Source organism: Rhodocaloribacter sp. (assembly GCF_056451265.1).
Genome location: NZ_JBWOPL010000079.1, coordinates 1 through 5655 on the forward strand (window position 1 = coordinate 1; position 5655 = coordinate 5655).

6 protein-coding genes are annotated in these 5655 nt (G+C 63.5%); all 6 read right to left on the bottom strand.

Features of this window, described 5'->3' with window-relative positions:
- Window positions 1–283: 283 nt before the first annotated feature.
- Window positions 284–604: a CRISPR-associated endonuclease Cas2 gene (gene cas2, locus AC1HIY_RS14225; RefSeq protein WP_479577459.1), complete on the bottom strand. Its 321-nt coding sequence runs from the start codon at window positions 602–604 to the stop codon at window positions 284–286.
- 39 nt (window positions 605–643) lie between these two features.
- Complete coding sequence (gene cas1c, locus AC1HIY_RS14230; RefSeq protein ID WP_479577460.1) at window positions 644–1666, bottom strand: type I-C CRISPR-associated endonuclease Cas1c; 1023 nt, start codon at window positions 1664–1666, stop codon at window positions 644–646.
- A complete protein-coding gene (cas4, locus tag AC1HIY_RS14235) occupies window positions 1663–2262 on the bottom strand; it encodes a CRISPR-associated protein Cas4 (protein WP_479577461.1) in 600 nt (199 codons plus the stop codon). Before cas4 ends, cas1c begins: the two co-directional genes overlap by 4 nt.
- Before the next feature lie 4 nt (window positions 2263–2266).
- Window positions 2267–3178 (bottom strand): type I-C CRISPR-associated protein Cas7/Csd2, encoded by a 912-nt coding sequence (gene cas7c / locus AC1HIY_RS14240; RefSeq protein ID WP_479577462.1) that lies wholly within the window; start codon window positions 3176–3178, stop codon window positions 2267–2269.
- 186 nt (window positions 3179–3364) lie between these two features.
- Entirely contained in the window at window positions 3365–5014 is a 1650-nt protein-coding gene (gene cas8c, locus AC1HIY_RS14245; RefSeq protein WP_479577463.1) for a type I-C CRISPR-associated protein Cas8c/Csd1, read from the bottom strand.
- Window positions 5011–5655: type I-C CRISPR-associated protein Cas5c (cas5c, locus tag AC1HIY_RS14250; protein WP_479577464.1), on the bottom strand; the 645-nt coding region annotated here is incomplete at its 5' end. The genes cas8c and cas5c, both read right to left, overlap by 4 nt.

Here is a 5655-nt window from a genome sequence, read left to right on the forward strand (position 1 = left end):
GTGAGGCTTACGGAGCGGGTGAGACGCGCTATCAGGAGCGGGTGCGACGGGCTCTCTGGTGCGGTCGCGACCGGTCGAATGTTGGAGCGGGTGCGACCCGCTCTCAGGAGCGGGTGCGACGGCCCCAATTTCCATAAAAAACCTGATTTTTGCCACAATACCAGACAATACAACAGAGACAAAATTTAGCATTCGAGATTCAAATCTTCGATTTTGAGCCATAATCCCCATCACGCTTTCGCGAATCTCCCGGAAAACATGGGCTCGCTTCAGGTTCGCGCATTCACACGATGAGAGGCTCATCGAAGTCCCGGTAATCGTCCCTTCCATACACGAAAATCGCCCCCTCGCGCCCGCCCTTGAGCACATAGATCCGGACGCTGTCCGTCTCGGCGTCGATTTCTCGCACGAGGCTATGTTCGAGCGTTTCGAGCTGGGCCTGGTTGAGGCGACATTCGAACACCGAATACTGTACACGTTGTCCATAGCTTTCACAGAGTTTAGCCACGCGGCGCAAGCGTCGGCGGCCGGCCCGGGTGCTCGTTTCAACGTCGTAGGTGATCAACAGATCGTATCGTCTTCCATAGGGGGCCGGAGAAGGCATGGGCTCCAAAGGGTTGGTGCAGTCGTGCAGCCGCCGGAGTCATCGGGGCGTGAAGGAGACGTACCGGTCGAGGTCGCCGCGCAGGTGTCGCGCCAGCAGACGCGCCTGAACGTATGGGATCAGCCCCACGGGAACCGGCTCGGTGAAAAGCGGATGGCGAAGCTCGTCCTGTTTCCGCTTTTGATAGGCGGTGAGCACCTCGCGCCGACCGCTCTCATTCAGATACACTGCGCCTCCCGGTTTTTCCTCGAAGTCTTTTTTCCGAAGCTGTCGGCGGTTGATGAGCGTGAGCACGAGGCGGTCGGCCCACCAGGCACGAAACTCCTCCATGAGGTCGAGCGCAAGTCCCGGTCGTCCGGGACGGAGCACGTGCAGAAAGCCGATTTGCGGATCAAGGCCCACCCCTTCGAGCGCGGCTTCGCAATCCGACCGGACGAGGGTATAGACGAACGAGAGCACGGCATTGACCGGGTCACGGGGCGGCCTTTTGTTGCGTCCCCCGAAGGTAAAATCCCCATTACGGATCAGGCGCGGGAGGGCGGCGAAGTAATCGGCGGCGGCCTGTCCTTCGATGCCGCGCACGGTGTCGGTGTCTTCGGCTTCTTCGAGAGCCTCGGCGGCCCAGTCCATCGTGGCGAGCGCACGCCGGAGGACGGCGGGCGGGCGTTTGGCCTCGCGAGCGGCCCGAAGGAGCACCTGCCGCCCGCCCCGCACCTTTCCCGCGACGAACGCCCGGGCCAGCGTGAGTGTGCGGTCCGGGTCGCGAGCGGCTTCGAATTGCGCGCACCGAAGCAGCACATTACCCGAGACCGCTCCCTGAAGCCGCGCCCGGAAGCGCCCCGAGCGGCTGAACCATACGATCTGCCGCCGGTCTTCGGCGCAACGATGGATGAGGAACGGGCTGAGCATCACATTCCCGAAGACCACCAGCCCGCCGAGGTGAAGCAACGGCACGCGAAGGATCGTCTCGCCCTCGGCCTCGACGCGGAGCGTGTCATGATCGAGCCGCAAATACGCGCCCTGCGTCTGCACGAAAAGGGTATTGAGCAGTTGTCGAATCATAGCGCCTCCATGGAGCGCATGCGCTTCGGCGCGAAGGGCATGCAGGCTTCGAGGAGCGAACAGTGACGGCACCGGGCGTCGGCGGCGGGCGGAGGGAGCTTCGTTTGTCCGAAGAGCGCCCGCACGTCCGAGACGGTCCTCTCCGTCACCGAGCGAAGCGCCTCATCGAAGACGACCTCGCGCCGGCGACGGGAGCGTCCGTAGAAGAGCGCGCCTTCCGGGACGGGTCGGCCGAACATCTCTTCCAGGCACAGAGCCTGCGCACAGAGTTGCACCTCGTCGGCGCGGCGGGCCTTGCGCGGTCCCACCTTGTGCTCGACGGGGTACGGCGTTCCGTCTTCGTTGAAGATGACCACATCGGCTCTGCCGACGAGCCCGAGGCGGTCGTTCCACAGCGGCAACGCGCGCACGGTTCGCTCTTCGCCGCGCTGCCGGTGGCCGGGCGCATCCACCCGTTCATGCGCCCGGCGACCCCGCAGCGTATAGATGTTCTCGTCCCAGACCTGCTCCACGTAAATGAGCGCGCACTGACGGGGGCAGTACACGTAGTGCTGGAGCGCCGAGATCGGCACGAGGTCCTCCTCCGCCCAGGCCATCACATCAACCGATGAGCCTCGTGAGCGTCACGCCCTCCGGCAGGCCGGCATCGTCCACCTCGACGACATAGTCGCCGAACGAGCGCGGGGCGGCCCCGGCGCTCGGGATGCGGATGCGGTCGAGGAGGGTGTGCGCCGGAGCGTTGCCGAGCCTGTTCTCATGAGAGAAGACGTACAGCCCGCGAAGCGCCATCATGCCGCGCGAGGCGGAACGGTCCATGTCCCAGCACATCGTCAGCGCCTGCCAGAAGAGCTTGAGGTCGTCACCGTCAAAACCGGTGTCTTCGGCCAGCATAGGGTTGAAAAAGCCGAAGCCCAGATAGAGCCCGTAGGGCACAATGGCCTTGCGCCCCATCTCCGTCTGTTTGCCACGCGCCTCCGAACCATCTTCCGTTTCCACGAGATGCACCGCGTCTTCCGGACGGGTCACCGCCACACGGGTGATCGAAAGGTCCATCGGCACGATAGGATCGACGGACCGGGCGAAGGTCAACTGGAGCGGCCCCCGCACCTGCCCGCAGTTGACGCCCGTAGTCATCACGGCGCCGAACGTACGCACGTCATAGAAATTCTCGCACATCCACTTCCGCGCTGCATCAATGGTTTTCAGGTCCTGCTTCGCTCCGGTCGATTCGAGCCCGAGCGCCTCATACGCGCGCTGGTGCTGATTATTGAGCACGCCCAGACGCTCGACGTAGATTTTGTACCGGGCCTCCGTGCCGCGCGAGGCGTCCACGAAGTCACGAATCTTGCGCTTGACGCACACGTCCGTGACGAGTCCCTGCATGGTCTCGGGGTCCACGCGGGGCAGGTTGCCGGCATCCGGGTCGCCGTTGGGATTCCCGTCGGTAACGTCGAAGAGGTAGACGAAATCGTGGCGTCGTTGGGCGTCGAGATGAACGTTCTTTTCACTCATGGTTTCTCCGATTCAAGGTTGTTTAAAAAAAGGAATTAGGGTTCAGAGGAGGGCTTCATTCCGAGGCTTCGGCTTCCGCCTCCGCATGTACATTTGCGTCGTCCGTCTTGCGCGGGCGGCACTTCTGCCGGTAGCATCCGATGGCATTTCAATCCTCGCCTTCAGCATCACGGGCGCAAGAAGGAATCAGTCCTTTCCCGGACGTGGTCGATATCGTTCCTGATAGTATCCGATGGCGAAGAGGCCCTGTTCTTCGAGGGTGAGCGTGCGGGGAAAAGCTTCGAGGCGACTCATGATCTCCCCGAGCTGTTGTTCGAAATAATGGTGGAGCCCGGGCTTCTCCTTTCGCAACTTGCTCAGGTGCGATTGCGCCTTGCGGAGCAGCACGCCGAAGACGCTTGCGGGCGTGGCCGAGGCCGCCCCGTAGAAGCGATCCACGAGCGTGGCTTTCGGGTTGATGGCGTTGCGTTGGATGTCGTCGAGCACGGCGAGCAGGCGTCCGCACTGATAGGCGGGGCTCGGGTGATCGGGGGTGAGGGATTCGTGTACCATGCGTTCCTCCGATAGATCAGGTTGAGATAAAAGCACCAGTTTGATGAGCGCCGCTCGGGGTCGGGTCATGACGTGCTCCCCGCCGGAGCGGGCGCGTTGTACGGCCAGATGCAGGAGCGAGAGCGGGAGCCGGCGCCCGGTCAGGGCGTGCTCCAACAACAGCGGCGCGACCTGCGGCGAGAGATCCTTCAGTTCGCGAACCGTAGCCCCGGCCAGGCTGAGCAGCTTGAACGGCGGTGAAAGCCCGTGCCGGTCCAGCATGCGCTGATGTTCGAAGTAGCGCGCCAGGTTGCGCTGCGCCTCGGCCACGGTCATCGTCAGCCAGCTCCGCACTACCATGCGCTTGTTCGACGTGACGGCAAGCGCGTAAAACTCGTTTGCGCGGACGGACTCCGGCATCGCGCCGGTCTTCGCCGACAGCAACAACCTCCGCACCTGCTCTTCGTCGGGATCGGTGAAGAGCTTCATCACGTCGAAGCCTGTCTCCTCACGCGTCCAGAAGATCCAGTGGAGCCCGCCGAGAAAGAGGTGATGCCGGGGACTCTTGAGGAGATAATTCAGCGCCTCGCCGTAGGTCCGTGCGCACCGCTGGCACATCGGCGCGATCTCCGAACGATGCAGGCCATACGACTCGAAGGCGCTCTTGTTGGCCGAGACGAGCGGGGCCGAGTCGGGTCCCACGCGCACGTCCACCGGATGCACCTGCACGATGGGTTTCACCTTGCCGCACAGCATGCACGTAGCGACGAAGTCGCTGTCCTCGGCGGCGCGTTCATCCTCCCGCGCCTTCCACCATGCGATGACCTCCGGCAGATCCGTCAGAAACGTCTCGCCGACGCGCGGCGCGATCAGGTCGCCCGGCGTCATGGCCTCCGTCGCCGGGTCGGCCCGCGCCGCTTCGATGTGCTCTTCGAGGAAATGGAGGAAGGCGTCGGTTTCCGGCCGACCCACCGAGCGCGCGCACGCCTCGGCCAGTTTTCGATACGCCTCGTGCCGTTCCTTAGCCTGCGCCCGCGCCTTCTCCGTGTCCGCATCGGGCCGGCCGAGCACGTACGACGGCTTGTCCACAAAGAGAAAAGGTTTAGGGGCTGTTCCCGGGCGAATACGATACGGCGTAACCATCTCGATGTAATCCTTCTTCCCGGTCGAGGCGCGCTCGAAGTTCAGGAAACGTCCCTCTTCGTCGAGGGCGAGGATCCACCGGATGCGCTGTTTTTTGTGATAGGCCGGAGGGAGTTCCTCCTCAATGCGCGCGTGCAAATCGCGCAGTTTTTCGAGAATCATGACGGTTCCTTTTCAAGGTGATCGTAGCATTCCTGTGGGACGTGGAGCACGCCGTGTTCGAGGCGGGCGCGGAAAAAGAGGGGTCGGTCGCGCCCGTCTCCATACCGGAGATCGAAGAGCATGCGTCCGAGGTCCTCGGTGCGGTCGATGGGCTGTTCGGAGCCGTCCGGTTCGGCGAAGGCGGCTCCGAACTCGCGGCAGCCGAGGTAGGGATGGTGGAAGCACTGCCCGCGGGCGACACGGCGGCGGAACTGATCGCGGTACTTGGCCGGATGGGCGTCGCCCGTGCGGGTGCGGAGGTGCACGTCGGCCTCGATGAGGTAGGCCACGTCCCGCAGCGCCAGCGTGTGCCGCTGCGTGCGGTCGAGGTCGGTGTAATACCCGCCGCCATGGTTCGCCCACCCTTTCGCTGCCCGCTCCGAGGCTTTGGAGTTGACTTCGTTGCGAAGCAAAGAGATGCGGCGGATGGGCCGGAGCACGTGGATGCGCTGCACACGCCACGAAAACTCGGGCTTCCAGAAAATGGCTTCGAGCACGCCTCGCGCGGCGGAAGGCGTCATCACGTCGTACGTCACGCGCTCGACTTTCATTTCAGGGCGTGTGAAGCAGGCAAAATCGCCCCATACTTTCACACGCACGGG